Here is a 15,571-nt window from a genome sequence, read left to right on the forward strand (position 1 = left end):
AAGCATAGCCAGGACGGCGGGGCGCGCGCCAACGGTAAATCGGCATGGCATCCATGCGTCCAGCACATGGATAGCATGCCGGGATAACGTTTGTCCGCAGCGCGCCTGGGAGCAACAATGCAGGCGTCAACCATCGAAGGAGAACACCATGCAGATCACCTTGCAACCCAGAGAAGGCGCCACCATGGCGCCGGGCAACGCCGTGCGCGTGCATTGCCTGGCCGGCGTGCTGTGGATTACCAACCATGGCGACAGCAAGGACCGCGTTCTGAAGGCGGGCGACAGCGCGGAGCTGTGCGCGGCGCAGCGGCGCTATCTGTCCAGCGTGGGCCGCAACGAGGCGGTGTCGTTCGAGGTGAGCGGCCCGGCCGCCAGCATCAGCCTGCACAAGGTGGGCGGCGGCGCGGTCTCAGGCGGCGCCGGCGAGCGCCTGCGCCAGGTCTTGCGCGGTCTGCGCCGCCTGCTCGATTAGCCAGTCGCGGAAGGCCGCCACTTCGGCGCGCTGCTGGCCGGGCGCCTCCATCAGCCAGTAGCGGTAGTCATCCACTTGCAGGCTCAGGTCCAGCCGCGCGGCCAGGGTGCCGTCCCTGAGCATGGGCAGCAGCAGGGGCAGGCGTCCCAGCGCCACGCCGTGGCCGCCGGCCGCCGCATTGATCAGCTGGTCGTATTGATTGAAATGCAGCCTTCCCTTGGGCCGCCGCGCGGGCGTCTGCTCCAGCCCTTGCGCCTTGAGCCAGTATTCCCAGTGCAGCCACGGGCCGACGCGTTCGTCCAGGTCCAGCAGCACTTGTTCCAGCAGCGCCGCCGGTTTGCGGAAGGCGCTGGCCGCCAGCGCGGGACTGGCCACCGGCGCCACCACCTCGTCGAACAGCTTCAGCCCTCCCTGCGTGGCGGGCGAGGCGGGGCTGTAGCGGATGGCGAGGTCGACGCCGTCCCGCTCCAGGTCCAGCAGGCGGTTGCTGGTCGCCACGCGCACGTCGATATGCGGATGGACCGCCTGGAACTCGCCCAGGCGCGGCAGCATCCACAGCGAGGCCACGCCTATGCTGGCGGAGACCGTCACCGGGCGCACGCGCCGGTCCTGGCGCAGCGTGTCGGCCAGGTCCAGCAGCTTGTCCATCCAAGGCGAGGCAAGCTGGAACAGCTGCTCGCCGGCCGGCGTCAGCGCAATGGCGCGGTTGCGGCGCGTGAACAGCGGCGTGCCCAGCCTCTCCTCCAGCGCCTGGATCTGGCGGCTGACGGCCGATTGCGTCAGGCACAAATCGTCCGCCGCAGCGGTGATGCTCATGCGCCGCGCCGCCGCGACAAAACCGCGCAGCGCATCGAGCGGCGGCAGCGTAACAAGGCGGTTCTGCATGGCGTCTCCTGTATCGGCGATACATGATTCTAGCGCATGCTTATGCTATAGCGGCTGCTCGTACTGGAGGCGCACGCCCCGGCTGCCTGGCGCGCTGGCGCCGCGGGCGGTGCTGCCGGCGGCGTCGGCGTAATACTGGGCGCTGCGGCGGTCCTGGCGCAGCGCGTTGGCCACTGACAGGCGCAGCTGGCTGGCTTTGCCGGTCTTCCACAGGGCGTAGGCGTCCAGCGTGCGCACCGGGCCGCTATCGCTGGACAGCGCAGCCGTGATGCGGGCCGGACCGCCGCCCAGGTAGTTGAAATTGAAGCCGCTGCTCCATGCGGCGGACATGCGGTAGTCCAGGCCGAGGTTGGCCGTCAGCGGCGTCTGTTCGGCCAGGCGGTTGTGCGGGCCGGGCACGCTGTCCATGCGCGACCAGTTGCGGCTGGCGTTGGCGCGCAGGTCGATGGACGGTGCGCCCGCGTACAGCGCGGCCAGCGGGAATTTGGCGTCGAACTCCACGCCGCGCGCGCTGGCCTTGCCGCCGTTGGCGAAGGTGCTGACCCACGTGGCGCCGTCCTGGAACAGGCGCTGCACCGTCACTCCGCTGATGCAGCGCGCGTAGGCCGATACGCTGAACATGCCGCCCTTGCCGAAATAGGATTCGTAGCCCGCGTCCACGCCCCAGGCCAGCTCCGGCTGCAGATAGGGATTGCCCTCCACGTCCGGATTGGTGGGGCCGTTGCCGTTGTTGATGGTGTAGCGGCGCGGCACCAGGTTGCGCGTCAGCGGCGCCTTGTAGGTACGCGACAGGGCCAGGCGCAGCTGGTCCCGTTCGCGCCCGGCGTCCTTCAGCTTCCACAGCGTTTGCAGCACGGGGCTCCACACGCTGGAGCGGCTTTGCACCTTGTCCATGGCGCGGCCCACGGTGCCGGTGACCAGCCCTTCCCAGCGCAGGCCGAGATAGGCTTGCAGGCCGGGCGCCACGTCCCATTCGTCTTGCGCATACAGGGCCAGGCGCTTGACGTCGGCGGTGTAGTCCTGGTCCAGCGTGTAGAGCGGCGCGCCCTGCGGCGTGCTGTCGCGCTGCAAACGGTTTTCGCTGCGGCGCGTAAAGCTGCCGTCCCAGCCTGCGCCGAAGCCGTGGCCGGGCCACAGCGGCGTTTGATATTTGCCGCTGCTGGTGGCGCTGTTGTCGCTGGCGCTGGAATTCACTTCGCGCCGCAGCCAGGGGGCGCCGCCCGCGTCCGCGCCGTTGAAGACGTAGGCTATCTCGCGCTGGTTGACGTTCACGCCCGCCTTGACGGTGAGCCTGCCGTCCCCGCCGGTCTTGCGCGACCAGCTTACGTCGCTGCGCAGCGCGTCGTTGTGGATACGGGAGCCGTAGCTGCTGATGGGCGACGGCGTGGCGCTTCCCAGCAGCGTGGTTTCGCGGGAGCCGCCGTGGTTGTTGATGCGCGCGATATCGATCAGGCTTTGCCAGGCGATGGTGTCGCCGCCGTCCAGCGTCCAGTTCAGGCGCGGCGCCAGGCTGGCCTTGCTGATGCCGCCGAGGTAGCGTTCATCGAACAAACGCCGCGTGGTGGGCGCGCCGGCGGCGTTGGCGAGGATTTCGCTGATCTGCGCGCCGTTGTCATAGCCGGTGCGCGACAGCGTGCCAGCCACCGAGTACGAGTAGGCGCCGTCGCGGTTGGCCAGCTGCATGGTGGCGCTGGGGTTCCAGCGCTGGTCGTGCTCGATTTGCAGTTTCAGGTCGCGCTGCGCACGGCTGGCGCCCTTGCGCAGCACGATGTTGATGCTGCCCGCCACCGCCTGCGCGCTGAATTCGGCCGAGGCGGTGCGCATGATTTCTATGCGTTCGATCACCTCCGGCGCCAGCGTGTCGATGGCGAAGCCGGGCGGCGCAGGATCGCCGTTGATGAGAATTTGCGTGTAGCCCGTGCCCAGTCCGCGCATGCGCACTTCGCTGCCGGCCATGGACAAGCCGGGCAGGCGTTTCAGCACGCCGGACAGGGAGCTGTCGCCGTACTGGAGTAGTTCGTCGCGCCCCACCACGAGCTTGCCGGCCGTGTCGTTGCGGCGCAGGGCGTCCGCACCGGGGCCGCTCACCTCCACGCGCGCCATCTCCGCCGGGGCGGTATTGTCGGCCGCGAAGGCAACAGCGTGCAGCGCACCGGCCAGGGCGCAGAGTGTGAGACGGCGTGACGTTTTCATGTTCGAAGCCTGTAATGTTGATCGAGGCTCCGAGTCTAGTGACGCCGCCGCCAGCGCGCATTGCCCATGTGACGAAGCAGGCAAGGCGCGGGACGGATTCTGCGGCGGCGCCGCAGTTTTGTACAGCGCTCTATCAGGCCGTGTAGCGCGGGGCTGCCTTGCTGCGCGACAGATTGGGGCCCATGGCCAGGCGAGCCGCTTCAAACTTGTCCCAGTCGGCGCGGTCCGGCAGGGACGGTATGGTCACCACTTCGCCCAGGTCCAGGCCCGCCAGCGCGGCGTCGACCAGGTCGTCCACGCTCATCACGATCTCGCTGGGCAGGTGGGCCACCGGCACGCCGGCGTGGTCCCAGAACTCGGTGCCGGTGGCGCCGGGCAGCACGGCCTGCACGCGCACGCCCTTGGCGCCCAGCTCGTGCTGCAGCGACTGCGTGAACGCCAGCACATAGGCCTTGGTGCCGCCGTAGGTGCCGTTCAGTACTTCCGGCGCCACCGCCACGATGGAGGCGATGTTGATAATGGCGCCATGGCCGCGCGCTGCGAAGCCCGGCGCCACGGCGCGCGTGAGGCGGGTGAGCGCGTGAACGTTCAGGAAGATCATGCGGTCCAGGTCTTCCTGCTTCGAGTCGACCAGCGGCGCGGTGGCGCCCAGGCCGGCGTTATTCACCAGCATGGTGATGCCGGCGTCGTTCGCCAGGCGGTGCTGCACCAGCGCCAGGCCGGCTTCCTGCGTCAGGTCGGCGGGCAGGATCTCCACTTTGCGGCCGGTGCTGGCGCTGACGCCGTCGGCCACCGCTTGCAGGCGTTCGCGGTTGCGGGCGACCAGGATCAGGTCGTAGCCGCGTTCGGCCAGGCGCTGCGCATAGCGCGCGCCGATGCCGGTGGAAGCGCCGGTGATGAGGGCGATGCCGGACTCGGTGCTGTTGTTGGTCTTCATGTTTGCTGTCCTTGAAAGTGGTTGACAAGAGCAGTGTAGGCTTCTAAATTGAGTCCCGTATGCCTTATATACCTCGTTTTGGGACATCATGACACGCAAAATAGCCCTGCTGCTCTTCCCCCGCTTCCAGGTGCTGGACCTGGTGGCCACCACCGTGTTCGAGGTGGCCAATGAACTTAAGGGCGAAGCCTGCTATGAAGTGGCGCTGCTGTCCGAGCACGGCGGCGCGGTATCCAGCTCCTCCGGCGTGCCGGTGCTGACGCAGGCGTTCGGCGGCCATAGCTTCGACACCGTGCTGGTGGCGGGTGCCATGGAGCAGATCGTGTCGACGCCGGGCTTCGTCGGCTTTCTGCGCGCGGCCAGCGCGCTGTCGCGCCGCACGGCCAGCATCTGCACCGGCGCCTTCCTGCTGGCGGAAGCGGGCCTGCTGGACGGCCGCCGCGCCACCACGCACTGGTGCCAGGCGCGCGATCTGCAGCGCATGTATCCGAAAGTGAAGGTGGAGGAAGACCGCATCTATATCCACGACGGGCGGGTCTGGACTTCGGCCGGCATGACGGCCTGCATAGACCTGTGCCTGGCCATGGTGGAGGCGGATCACGGCGCGGAGCTGGCGAAGGCCGTGGCGCGCAAGATGGTGGTGTACCACCGGCGCAGCGGCGGGCAGTCGCAGTTCTCCGCGCTGCTGGAGCTGGAGCCGAAGTCGGACCGTATCCAGGTGGCGCTGACCTACGCCAAGAGCAATCTGCGCAAGCCGTTGTCGGTCGACGAGCTGGCGGACGCGGCGCACCTGAGCCGGCGCCAGTTCAGCCGCACCTTCCGCATGGAGACCGGGCAGTCGCCTGCGCGCGCGGTGGAGGGGTTGAGGGTGGAGGCGGCGCGCGCGCTGATCGAGGCGGGCGGCCATGCCATAGACGTGGTGGCGCGCGAGACCGGCTTTGCGGATCCGGAGCGCATGCGGCGCGCTTTCCTGCGCGCTTACGGCCAGCCGCCGCAGGCCATCAAGCGCGCCGCGCGCGGGCAGGCCTAGACGCTGTTTTCCTCGCGCTCCAGCCAGTCGGCCGCCTGCTGCAGCGTGGCTTCGAGCACGCCGCGCACGCCGGCGAAGATGGCGGGCAGTTCATCGGTGCGTTGCTGCACGATAGCGTTTTCCGCATCCAGCGTGGCCCGCACCAGGCGCTTGGCGCCCAGCACGCCGACGGCACCGCGCAGGCTGTGTAGCAGCTTTGCCGCCTCATTGGCGCGGCCTTCGCTCAGCGCCAGATCGGCTTCGTCCAGCGGCTGCATGCCGCTGTCCAGCGCGCCGCGCACCATCTTGAACATGACCTGGCGGCCCCTGGGATCCTGGCCCATGACGCGCATCAGGCTGTCCATGCTGAATAGCGGTTCGGCCGGTTCGGCGGCGGGGGATGCGACGGTGGCCTCAGGCGTGGCTGGTGGTACGCTCTGCTGCGCACTGAGCCCATCCGGCAGGTGGCGCTGTATCACCGCAAGCATTTCCTCCACCACCACCGGCTTGGGGATGAAGTCGGTAATGCCCGCCTCCAGGCAGCGGTCGCGCTCAGAGGCCAGCACGCCGGCCGTCATCGCGATGACGGGCAAGTCCAGCTTCAATTCGCGGCGCAGCATGGCGGTGGCGCTGAAGCCGTCCAGCACCGGCATCTGCATGTCCATCAGCACGATGTCGTAGCGGCCGGCGTCCGTGCGCAGCATATTGAGCGCCTGCTGGCCGTCGTCCGCCACCTCCAGCGTGGCGCCGGCCAGCTCCAGTATGCCGCGCGCCACGGCCTGGTTCAGCAGGTTGTCTTCCACCAGCAGGAAATGCCTGCCCTTCAGGCGGTTGGCGATGCCCTCCGCCTGCACGCTGTGTTCATCGCCGCCCTTGGCCACCAGCGCCTGGTGCAAGGCGTCGAACAGGCTGGAACTGGTGATGGGCTTGACCAGCACGACGTCCGCCTCCGGTGCGCCGGAAATCTCCTCCAGCTTGCCGCGCGCGAAGGCGTTCACCATCACCACGATGGGCTGCGCCTGCGGCCCTGCCGCCGCGCGTATGGCCTTGGCCACCGCCACGCCGTCCAGGCCCGGCATATGCCAGTCGGCCAGCACCACGCTGTAAGGCTGGCCAGCCTCCTGCTGCGCGCGGAAGCGCGCGACGGCCTCGGCGCCGGACGCCACCTCGTCCGCCTCCCAGCCCCAGGCGCGTATCAGCTTGCCCACCAGGCTGCGCGTGGTGCCGTTGTCGTCCGCCACCAGCAGGCGCTGAGGACCGAGCGCGGGCTGGCGCTTTTCGGGCGCCGGCAGCACCGCGAACGGGAGGCTGAACCAGAAGCGGCTGCCCTCGCCTTCGACCGTGTGCACGGCGATCTTGCCGCCCATGAGTTCTATCAGCCGCTTGGTGATGGCCAGCCCCAGGCCGGTGCCGCCGAAGCGCCGCGTGATGCTCTCGTCGCCCTGCGAGAAGGCGCTGAACAGCTGCCCCAGCTGCGCCTCGCCCATGCCGATGCCGGTGTCGCTCACTTCGAAGCGCAGCATGGCGTAGTCCGCCGCGGCCTGTTCCAGGCTCACCCGCACCACCACCTCGCCCTGCTGCGTGAACTTGATGGCGTTGCCGGCCAGGTTGACCAGGATCTGCTGCAGCCGCAGCGCGTCGCCGTGCAGCAGGCGCGGCACGTCCGGCTCCACGGCGATGGCCAACTCCAGTTCCTTCTCGCCGGCGTTCATGGTCATGGTGGTGGCCAGGGTGCCGATCACGTCGCCCAGGTCGAAATCGGTGGGAGCCAGTTCCATGCGTCGCGCCTCGATCTTGGAGAAGTCCAGCACGTCGTTGAGGATGCCGAGCAGGGTCTGGCCCGAAGCCTGCACCATGGTCAGGTATTTGCGCTGCTGCGCGGTCAGCGAAGTATTGCCGAGCAGGTAAGCCATGCCCAGCACCGCGTTCATCGGCGTGCGGATTTCGTGGCTCATATTGGCCACGAAGTCGCTCTTGGCGCGGTTGGCCGCCTCGGCGCGGTCGCGCGCCTGTTCCAGCTCCAGCGCGCGCGCCTGCACCTCGCCCTGCAGGCGGTGGCGCTCGGTGATGTCGGAGATCATGGCCAGCACCTTGGTGCCTTCGCCGGTCTGGATCGCGCTCAGGTTGATCTCGACCGGGAAGCGGCTGCCGTCCTTGCGCTGGCCGAACAGCGCGCGGCCGTCGCCCATGCGCACCGGTTCGGGCGTCAGCCGCGTCGATGAAAAGCCCACGCGCAGGCGTCCGTGTTCCTCGCGCTGCGCCGACGGCAGCAGCACTTCCACTTTCTGCCCCAGCACGTCCGCGCGCTGGTAGCCAAAGTAGCGCTCGGCCTGGCGGTTGAAGGTTTCGATGCGGCCGTCCGCATCCACCACCACATAGGCGTTGGGCGCAAGCTCGATCAAATCATTCAGGCGCGCATCGGCGGCCTGGCGCTCCTGCATCAGGCTATTGAAGGCCGCCGTCAGGTCGCCGATCTCGTCCTCCTGCCGCACCGGGATGGGCGTGAAACCGGCGGCGTTGCCGTGCATGCGCTGGATGGCGCCGCGCAGCTGCGCCAGCGGCGACATCAAACGCATGGTCAGCCAGCCTATCAGCGCGGCCGCCGCCAGCGAGGCCAGGCAGCTCCACGCGGCCAGCCGCAGCAGCATGCCCTCGAAGGGCTCGAAGGCCTCGTCCACCGGCAGCGAAGCGGCCAGCACCCAGTCCACCGACTTGAGCGTCTTGAAGCTGTTCAGCGCGCGCATACCCCCGCTGTTGGTGCTGATCACCGTGCCCTCGAAGCCTTCGTTGAGTGCGCGCGTGGTGGCCGGGTTGGCATTGGCGGGGCGCGGCTTGAGCAGGCGGTTCAGGTCCGGATACAGCACGTACAGCGGCACCTCGGCGCGCGTGACGGCGAAGTAGTAGCCGGTGCGGCCCACCTTGGCGGTGCGCAGGTGGCCCAGCACGTTGTCCTTGTACAGCCGCAGCACGCCGATCAGCACGGCCTGCACTTCGCCCTTCTGGTCCAGGATGGGCGCGGCCATCTGCACGATGGGCTGCTTGCCGGCGCGGCCTACCACCGGCTCGGCGATGAGGGGCTGGCGGGTGGCCATCACACGCTTGAAATAGGCGCGGTCGCTGGCGTCCACGCCCACGCGGCCGCTCACTACCGGCAGGTCGGAGATGACATGGCCTTGCGGGTCGAGCACCAGCACGTCGTCGAACAGGGACAGCACGGCGCGGTCGGCGTAGTAGGCGCGCAGCGCGGCGGGGTCATGGGAGATGCCCAGCGGCTGGTTTTTCGCCGACAGGGCGATAATCCCCAGCAGCATGTTCAGCTTGTCGTCCAGCTCCTCGGCGGTGCGGTTGATCAGCGCCGTCTGCTGGGCGAACAGCACGCGCGTGAAGTCGGCCTCCATGCGCTGCATCTGCGCCACGGTCACGAGCGCCACCATGACCACCGAGGTGAGGCTGGTGGCCAGTGCAACCTTGACTTTGATGCCGAGAGGTTTCATGTCTTCCTTGGACGGGGGCGCTGGGGAATTCTCCTATCAAAGTGACGTTTTGGCAAGGTGCGCGGCGTGGTCTTTCAGGAAAGATTGCCGTTCAGTTTATCCAGCCCGCTCGCCAGCTGCTCCACGTCCTGGTGGGTGATGGCGCAGGCGTGGGCGAACTGCTCGCTCACGCGCAGGCCGGCGGCGCGCAGCTCCCGCCCCTTGGCGGTCAGGGTCAGCACGCGGTTGCGCTCATCCAGCGGATCGCGCCCGCGCAGCAGATAGCCTTCCGCTTCCAGCCGCTTCACCAGCGGCGTGATGGAGCCGGAATCCTGCTGCAGGCGCTGGGCGATGTCCTTGATGCCCAGCCCTTCCTGCTCCCACAGCACCACCATCACCAGGTATTGCGGGTAGGTGAGGTTGAGGGCGGCCAGCAGGGGCTTGTAGTGCTGCGTCATTTTCAGCGACGTGGAATACAGCTTGAAGCACAGGTGCTGGTCCAGCGTGGGCGGCTTGGGTGGGTGTTTAGGGGCGCTCATGTGGCGTAGCCTAACAAAATATTTTTGAATCCGCGAATCCAAATGCGGTTTGCCCGCCTCTTAGTAGCCGAGGGACTTCCTCATGTTGGCAATCTGTTAGCAATCTACTCAAAAGGAGAGCAAAATGTTCTATGTTAAAAATGTACCAAATGGTGAGCGCGTGCTGCGCGTGGTGGCCGGCCTGCTGGCGGTGGCTTTCAGCCTGGTGAGCGTGGGCGGCGTGCTGGGCGCGGTGCTGGCGGCGTCGGCGGGCGGGATCGTCGCCTCCGGCCTGTTCGGCTTCTGCCCCATGTGCGCCATGGTGGGCCGCCGCCTCGACAAAGCGAAAAAGAATGGCACTCTCTGAAACACACTTGCCGGTGCTGGACGCCGCCCACCGCGGCGATCCGGCGGCACTGGCCCAGCTGCTGCGCCTGTGCCAGCCCGATATCCGCCGCTACGCCCAGCGTTCCTGCCTGATCAGCGACGTGGACGACGCGGTGCAGGAGGCGCTGCTGGTGCTGTCGCGCCGGCTCGAGGCGGTGCGCGTGCTGGCGGCCTTCTCCGGCTGGCTGTTCAAGGTGGTGCAGCGCGAATGCCGCCGCCTGGGGCGGGTGGCGCTCAACTTCGACCCGTATGACGAGGCGCGCGCCGAGCAATGGCTGGCCGCGCAGGACACGGCGGGACTGCGCGCGGACCTGGTGAACGCGCTCGAGTCGCTGCCGGTGGATTACCGCCAGGTGATTTTGCTGCGCGACTTTGCTGAAATGAGCATCGCCGAAATCGCGGCGGAACTGGCGCTGACCGTGCCCGCCGCCAAAAGCCGATTGCACCGGGCGCGCCAGATGGCGCGCGAATATCTGATTGCCTGATGCGGCGGGTTACGCGGCTGCGCCGCTAACCCGCCCTACGAATCTCCGGCAGCGCGTAACCCGCCATGCTCAATCCGCCCGCACCGTCACTTCGCGCTGCGCCGGCCACTGCCAGCTGGCTTCCAGGCGCCAGCTGCGGCCTTCGTCCTCCAGCAGCACTTGCCAGCGGCTGCGTTCCAGCATGGGCAGCGGCGCATCGAAACTGCCGTCGGCCGCCGGCGCCAGTTCCAGCTTGATGTCGCGTTCCGGCTGCGTGGCGTGCGCCAGGTGCAGCAGCACGCGCGGCGGCCTGGCCTGGTCCGCGCCGTCCACGCGGCCCGACAGCACGCCGCGCGCCACGTCGTAGCGCAGCTCGGCCGACAGCCCGAGCGCGCTGGCCGCGCGGTCGCGCCGCAAGTCCTGGTTGATGGCCTTGCCGCGCTTGTAGTAGTCGCCCACCACCAGCGAGTCCGGTTGCGAGAAGGCCAGCCAGCCCGTGTACAGGCCGCCCACCAGCGCCAGGCACGGCCCCAGCATCAGCAGCCACGGCCAGCGCTGCGACCACCACGGCTGCGCCGCCGGCAGATTGAGTTGATGGCTTTGCATAATCCTCTCCTTCACGAGCGCGGCACGATGAACACCGCGTTTTCCCTGACCTTCAGCGCAGGATCGTCCAGCGCCGTCAGCTCGATGGTGATCTTGTTCGAGCCCTTGGCGCCGTCGCCGTGGGCGGCGCGCAGGCGTACCGGCACGGCACGCGTTTCGGTGCCGGCCAGCGTCACCTGCTGCTCCGTCACCAGCTCCAGCGACGGCATGCCGGACACGCGGATGCGGTAGCTGTGCGCCTGCTCGGACGTGTTCATGATCTGCAGGCGGTAGACGTTTTCTATCATGCCGTCCTCCACCTCGCGTCCCATGGCGCCGCGGTCGCGTATCACGTCCATTTTCAGCGGCGTGCGCAGCCACAGCGCCGTGCCGACCGCGCAGATGATCGCCAGCAGGATGGCGCTGTAGATCAGCACGCGCGGCCGCAGCGCATGCTGGCGGATCTGCCTGTGTGTGTAGCCTTCCGCCAGCGCGTGGTCGGTGCTGTACAGCACCAGGCCGCGCGGCTGGCCTATCTTGTCCATCACGCTGTCGCAGGCGTCCACGCAGGCGGCGCAGCCTATGCACTCGTACTGCAGGCCCTTGCGGATGTCGATGCCCACCGGGCACACCTGCACGCACATGGAGCAGTCGATGCAGGAGCCGCCGGTGTTTTTATTCAGTGCGCCGCGCGGCTCGCCGCGTTTCGCGTTGTAGGTGATGATCAGCGTGTCGCGGTCGAACATCGAACTTTGGAAGCGGGCGTAGGGGCACATGTATTTGCACACCTGCTCGCGCAGCCAGCCCGCGTTGCCGTAGGTGGCCAGGCTGTAGAACAGCACCCAGAACCATTCCCACGGGCCGAAACTCAGATGCAGCGCTTCCAGCGCCAGCGACTTGATGGGCGTGAAGTAGCCGACGAAGGTGTAGCCGGTCCACAGCGCCACCGTGCCCCAGGCCAGGTGCTTGCCGCCCTTGCGCCACATCTTGTTGAAGGTGAGGCCTTCCTTGGCCAGGCGCATGCGCGCGCTGCGCGTGCCTTCGAATTTGCGCTCTATCCACAGGAAGATTTCGGTGTACACCGTCTGCGGGCAGGAGAAGCCGCACCACACGCGCCCGGCGATGGCGGTGGCCAGGAACAGCAGGTAGGCGCAGATGATGAGCAGCGCCGCCAGGTAGATGAAGTCCTGCGGCCACAGCACCAGGCCGAAGATGTAGAACTTGCGCGCCGCCAGGTCGAACAGCAAGGCCTGGCGGCCGTTCCATGTGAGCCAGGGCGTGCCGTAGAAGGCCAGCTGCGTGAGCCAGACGAAGACCCAGCGCAGGCTGGCGTAGCGGCCCGCCGTCTCGCGAGGATAGATCTCCTCGCGGGCGGCGTACATCTTAATGACTTGTTCCGGCGCGTTCATTGCTGTTGCCTTGTGCTGGAGCCGCTGCCACAGCCGGTTGATTCGACAAGCCCCATACGTAGGCGGCCAGTACATGCACCTTGCCTTCGCCGAGGAAGTCCGCGAAGGCCGGCATGGTGTTGTTGCGGCCCTTGCGTATGGTTTCCATGATGGTTTCGGCGCTGCCGCCGTACAGCCAGACCTTGTCCGTCAGGTTGGGCGCGCCCAGGGCCTGGTTGCCGGTGCCGGCGCCGGTGTGGCAGCCCATGCAGGCGTTGAACTTGCTCTTGCCGAACACGGACTTGATCGGATCGGCCGCGCCGCCGGAGAGGCTCAGCACATAGTGCGCCACGTTTTCCACGTCCTTGTCCGAACCGAGCGCCGCGCCCATGGGCGGCATCACGCCGTGGCGGCCGTTCATGATGGTGGTCTTGATCACGTCCGGCGCGCCGCCGTACAGCCAGTCCTTGTCGGTCAGGTTGGGGAAGCCCTTGTTGCCGCGCGCGTCCGAACCGTGGCACTGCGCGCAGTAGGTCAGGAACAGGCGCTCGCCTATGGCCTGCGCTTTCGGATCGGCGGCCACCGCCGTCAGCTCCTGCTTCAGGTACTGGTTGAACAGCGGTCCGTATTCGGCCTCGGCCTGTTTCAGTTCGGCGCCGTACTGGCCGCTCGATTTCCATCCCAGCTTGCCGGCGTAGTCGCCCAGGCCGGGATACAGGAACAGATAGGCCAGGCCGAACACGATGGTGATGTAGAACAGCCACATCCACCAGCGCGGCATGGGCGTATTCAGCTCGGTCAGGTCTTCGTCCCAGATATGGCCGGTGGTGCCGACCGGTGCGTTCACGTCTTTGAGCGCCTTGACCTTGTGCTTGGACTGCGAATACAGCAGCACCGCGCAGCCGAACACGCCAAGCATGGTGAGCGTGATGATGTAGTAGTTCCAGAAGCCGCTGGTGAAGTCAGACATGGTCGTTCTCCTCGTCCGCGAACGGCAGTTGCGCCGCTTGCGCAAAGCCGGCCTGGTTGCGGCGCGCGTATGCCCACGCGACGATGCCGATGAAGGTGATGAATGAGATGACGGTCATCACGCGGCTGGCGTTGTCAAACAGGTTTTCCATGTCAGTTCCTCGTCTTGATCTGGGTGCCCAGGCCTTGCAGATAGGCGATCAGGGCGTCTTCCTCGGTCTTGCCTTCCAGCTCGGCCGGGGCGGCGGCAATTTCCGCGTCCGTGTACGGGTCGCCCAGGCGCTGCAGCGCGCGCAGGTGCGGCACGATGTCGGCCGGCTTGAGCGCGGACTTGGCCAGCCAGGGGTAGTTCGGCATATTCGATTCCGGCACCACGTCGCGCGGGTTGGCCAGGTGGGTCTTGTGCCATTCGTCGCTATAGCGGCCGCCCACGCGCGCCAGGTCCGGGCCGGTGCGCTTGGAACCCCACTGGAAGGGGCGGTCGTAGACGAATTCGCCGGCCACCGAGTAGTGGCCATAGCGCTCGGTCTCGGCGCGGAAGGGGCGCACCATTTGCGAGTGGCAGTTGTAGCAGCCTTCGCGCACGTACACGTCGCGGCCGGCCAGGCGCAGCGGGCTGTATGGCTTCAGGCCCGCCACCGGTTCGGTGGTCGATTTCTGGAAGAACAGCGGAACTATCTCCACCGCTCCGCCCACCGACACCACCAGCGTCACCAGCACGATCAGCAGCCAGGGGTTCTTCTCTATCCATTCATGCGAAAATTTCATTTGATAGCTCCGTAGTGGTTGTCCTGAAACTCAGGCGGCTTTGAGTTCGGGGATGCGGGCGGTGGCGGTGTCGCGGCCGCGCAACGTCATCCAGGTGTTGTAGCCCATCACGCACATGCCGCCCAGGTACAGCAGGCCGCCGCTGAAGCGCACCACGTAGTAGGGGTAGGTCGCCTTCACGCTTTCAACGAAGGTGTAGGTCAGCGTGCCGTCGGGATTGACCGCGCGCCACATCAGGCCCTGCATCACGCCGGCGATCCACATGGCGGCGATGTACAGCACGATGCCGATGGTGGCGACCCAGAAGTGCAGGTCGATCAGCTTGACGCTCCACATCTCCTTGCGGCCGGCCAGGCGCGGCAGCAGGTAGTAGATCGAGCCCATGGTGATGAAGCCCACCCAGCCCAGCGCGCCGCCGTGCACGTGGGCGATGCCCCAGTCGGTGTAGTGCGACAGCGCGTTGACGGTCTTGATCGACATCATCGGGCCTTCGAAGGTGGCCATGCCGTAGAACGACAGCGACACGATCATGAACTTGAGGATAGGGTCGGTGCGCAGCTTGTGCCATGCGCCGGAGAGCGTCATCATGCCGTTGATCATGCCGCCCCACGACGGCGCCAGCAGGATCAGCGAGAACACCATGCCCAGCGACTGGGTCCAGTCCGGCAGCGCGGTGTAGTGCAGGTGGTGCGGACCGGCCCACATATAGGTGAAGATCAGCGCCCAGAAGTGGACGATGGACAGGCGGTAGGAGTACACCGGCTTCTCGGCCTGCTTGGGAATGAAGTAGTACACCATGCCCAGGTAGCCGGCGGTCAGGATGAAGCCCACCGCGTTGTGGCCGTACCACCACTGGATCATGGCGTCCTGCACGCCGGTGTACATGGAGTAGGACTTGGTCAGCGAGGCGGGCATGCTCATGCCGTTCACCACGTGCAGCAGGGTCACGGCCAGGATGTAGCCGCCGAAGAACCAGTTGGCCACGTAGATGTGCTCCACCTTGCGCTTGATGACGGTGCCGAAGAACACTACCGCGTAGGCGATCCATACCAGCGCGATCAGGATGGTGATGGGCCATTCCAGCTCGGCGTATTCCTTGCCGCGCGTGAGGCCCATGGGCAGCGTGACCACGGCGCTCAGGATCACGGCTTGCCAGCCCCAGAAGGTGAAGGCGGCCAGCTTGTCCGAGAACAGCCGCACCTGGCAGGTGCGCTGCACCACGTAGTAGGACGTGGCGAACAGGCCGGAAATGCCGAACGCGAAAATGACGGCGTTGGTGTGCAGCGGACGCAAACGCCCGTAGGTAAGCCAGGCGATGTCCAGGTTCAGACTGGGCCAGGCCAGCTGGGCGGCGATGATGACGCCAACCAGCATGCCGACTATGCCCCAGACTACCGTGGCGATCGCGAATTGCTTCACGATCTTGTAGTTGTAGTTCAGAGTGTGATCCACTTTGTGTTCTCCCAAGAACGCTTTGATGATGTATGTCAAAGGTTACGTGGGTGGACTTCAAAAAACTTTGA

The 15,571-nt window shown here is 66.9% G+C and carries 15 protein-coding genes; 4 read left to right on the forward strand and 11 right to left on the reverse strand.

Annotation, left to right across the window (positions count from 1 at the left end; all coding sequences use genetic code 11):
• Nucleotides 1-148: 148 nt before the first annotated feature.
• The gene (locus tag GTP77_RS00985; RefSeq protein ID WP_161070294.1) at nucleotides 149-472 is read left to right on the forward strand and encodes a DUF2917 domain-containing protein; all 324 of its coding nucleotides are present in this window, start codon (nucleotides 149-151) and stop codon (nucleotides 470-472) included.
• Here GTP77_RS00985 and GTP77_RS00990 read toward each other — a convergent pair.
• The 3 genes from GTP77_RS00990 to GTP77_RS01000 form a co-directional block, all read right to left on the reverse strand.
• A complete protein-coding gene (locus GTP77_RS00990) occupies nucleotides 410-1,357 on the reverse strand; it encodes a LysR substrate-binding domain-containing protein (RefSeq protein WP_161070295.1) in 948 nt (315 codons plus the stop codon). The two genes, GTP77_RS00985 and GTP77_RS00990, sit on opposite strands and share 63 nt — an antisense overlap.
• Before the next feature lie 45 nt (nucleotides 1,358-1,402).
• Complete coding sequence (locus GTP77_RS00995; protein WP_229202023.1) at nucleotides 1,403-3,550, reverse strand: TonB-dependent receptor plug domain-containing protein; 2,148 nt, start codon at nucleotides 3,548-3,550, stop codon at nucleotides 1,403-1,405.
• A 133-nt stretch (nucleotides 3,551-3,683) separates the two neighbouring features.
• The gene (locus GTP77_RS01000; protein ID WP_161070296.1) at nucleotides 3,684-4,487 is read right to left on the reverse strand and encodes an SDR family NAD(P)-dependent oxidoreductase; all 804 of its coding nucleotides are present in this window, start codon (nucleotides 4,485-4,487) and stop codon (nucleotides 3,684-3,686) included.
• 88 nt (nucleotides 4,488-4,575) lie between these two features.
• Between GTP77_RS01000 and GTP77_RS01005 the strand changes: the two genes are divergently transcribed.
• The gene (locus tag GTP77_RS01005) at nucleotides 4,576-5,517 is read left to right on the forward strand and encodes a GlxA family transcriptional regulator (RefSeq protein ID WP_161070297.1); all 942 of its coding nucleotides are present in this window, start codon (nucleotides 4,576-4,578) and stop codon (nucleotides 5,515-5,517) included.
• Here the strand turns inward: GTP77_RS01005 and GTP77_RS01010 are convergent.
• Both GTP77_RS01010 and GTP77_RS01015 read right to left on the reverse strand, forming a co-directional pair.
• Nucleotides 5,514-8,990, reverse strand: a complete 3,477-nt coding sequence (locus GTP77_RS01010; protein ID WP_161070298.1) for a response regulator — start codon at nucleotides 8,988-8,990, stop codon at nucleotides 5,514-5,516. The two genes, GTP77_RS01005 and GTP77_RS01010, sit on opposite strands and share 4 nt — an antisense overlap.
• Before the next feature lie 74 nt (nucleotides 8,991-9,064).
• A complete protein-coding gene (locus GTP77_RS01015) occupies nucleotides 9,065-9,508 on the reverse strand; it encodes a MarR family winged helix-turn-helix transcriptional regulator (protein ID WP_161070299.1) in 444 nt (147 codons plus the stop codon).
• Nucleotides 9,509-9,632: 124 nt separating this feature from the next.
• Here GTP77_RS01015 and GTP77_RS01020 point away from each other — a divergent pair, with 124 nt between their 5' ends.
• Entirely contained in the window at nucleotides 9,633-9,854 is a 222-nt protein-coding gene (locus tag GTP77_RS01020; RefSeq protein ID WP_161070300.1) for a YgaP family membrane protein, read from the forward strand.
• The gene (locus tag GTP77_RS01025; RefSeq protein ID WP_161070301.1) at nucleotides 9,841-10,359 is read left to right on the forward strand and encodes an RNA polymerase sigma factor; all 519 of its coding nucleotides are present in this window, start codon (nucleotides 9,841-9,843) and stop codon (nucleotides 10,357-10,359) included. Before GTP77_RS01020 ends, GTP77_RS01025 begins: the two co-directional genes overlap by 14 nt.
• A 69-nt stretch (nucleotides 10,360-10,428) precedes the next feature.
• On the opposite strand, the gene GTP77_RS01030 is transcribed toward GTP77_RS01025, so the two are convergent.
• Genes GTP77_RS01030 through ccoN form a run of 6 tightly spaced genes read right to left on the reverse strand, consistent with a single transcriptional unit; the run spans nucleotide 10,429 to nucleotide 15,500 of the window.
• Nucleotides 10,429-10,944, reverse strand: a complete 516-nt coding sequence (locus tag GTP77_RS01030) for a FixH family protein (RefSeq protein WP_161070302.1) — start codon at nucleotides 10,942-10,944, stop codon at nucleotides 10,429-10,431.
• Nucleotides 10,945-10,955: 11 nt separating this feature from the next.
• Nucleotides 10,956-12,332: a cytochrome c oxidase accessory protein CcoG gene (ccoG, locus tag GTP77_RS01035; protein ID WP_161070303.1), complete on the reverse strand. Its 1,377-nt coding sequence runs from the start codon at nucleotides 12,330-12,332 to the stop codon at nucleotides 10,956-10,958.
• Entirely contained in the window at nucleotides 12,307-13,281 is a 975-nt protein-coding gene (gene ccoP, locus GTP77_RS01040) for a cytochrome-c oxidase, cbb3-type subunit III (protein ID WP_161070304.1), read from the reverse strand. Before ccoP ends, ccoG begins: the two co-directional genes overlap by 26 nt.
• Nucleotides 13,274-13,432, reverse strand: a complete 159-nt coding sequence (locus GTP77_RS01045) for a cbb3-type cytochrome oxidase subunit 3 (protein ID WP_161070305.1) — start codon at nucleotides 13,430-13,432, stop codon at nucleotides 13,274-13,276. The genes ccoP and GTP77_RS01045 overlap by 8 nt, the downstream gene beginning before the upstream one ends.
• Before the next feature lies 1 nt (nucleotide 13,433).
• Nucleotides 13,434-14,048, reverse strand: a complete 615-nt coding sequence (ccoO, locus tag GTP77_RS01050; RefSeq protein WP_161070306.1) for a cytochrome-c oxidase, cbb3-type subunit II — start codon at nucleotides 14,046-14,048, stop codon at nucleotides 13,434-13,436.
• 30 nt (nucleotides 14,049-14,078) lie between these two features.
• Nucleotides 14,079-15,500, reverse strand: coding sequence for a cytochrome-c oxidase, cbb3-type subunit I (gene ccoN, locus GTP77_RS01055; RefSeq protein ID WP_161070307.1), 1,422 nt, complete (start codon nucleotides 15,498-15,500; stop codon nucleotides 14,079-14,081).
• Between the last annotated feature and the right edge of the window lie 71 nt (nucleotides 15,501-15,571).

It is taken from the genome of Pseudoduganella aquatica (assembly GCF_009857595.1).
Lineage (GTDB): Bacteria > Pseudomonadota > Gammaproteobacteria > Burkholderiales > Burkholderiaceae_D > Rugamonas > Rugamonas aquatica_A.